The following is a 397-nucleotide window of genomic DNA, read 5'->3' on the forward strand; positions in this document are numbered from 1 at the left end:
ATGCAGCACCGCGGGCTTGCCGCTCGCACGGGCGCGCGCCAGCGCGGGGCCGAACTCCTCCGTGCGGGTCACGCGCTCGCCATGCCCGCCGAACACTTCGGCATAGCCGCGGAAGTCGGGGTTCTTCAGCTGCGTGGCGCTCACGCGGCCCGGGTAGTGCTTTTCCTGGTGCATGCGGATGGTGCCGTACATGGCGTTGTCCAGCAGCACCACGATGATCGGCAGGCCGTACTGCACGGCGGTTGCGAACTCCTGGCCGTGCATCATGAAGTCGCCGTCGCCCGCAAACACCACCACCTCGCGCTGCGGCCACAGGCGCTTGGCGCCTACGCCCGCCGGCAAGCCATAGCCCATCGATCCGCTGGTGGGCGCCAGCTGGCTCGCGAACGAGCGGAAC

The 397-nt window shown here is 69.5% G+C and carries 1 protein-coding gene; it reads right to left on the minus strand.

Going from position 1 to position 397, the window contains the following annotated elements; translation table 11 throughout:
* Positions 1 to 397, minus strand: a 397-nt coding sequence (locus K6M89_RS30685) for a thiamine pyrophosphate-dependent enzyme (protein ID WP_246642735.1), incomplete at both ends; no start/stop codon positions are given.

Source organism: Rhizobium croatiense, from assembly GCF_019793465.1.
In the GTDB taxonomy this organism is placed as follows: domain Bacteria; phylum Pseudomonadota; class Alphaproteobacteria; order Rhizobiales; family Rhizobiaceae; genus Rhizobium; species Rhizobium croatiense.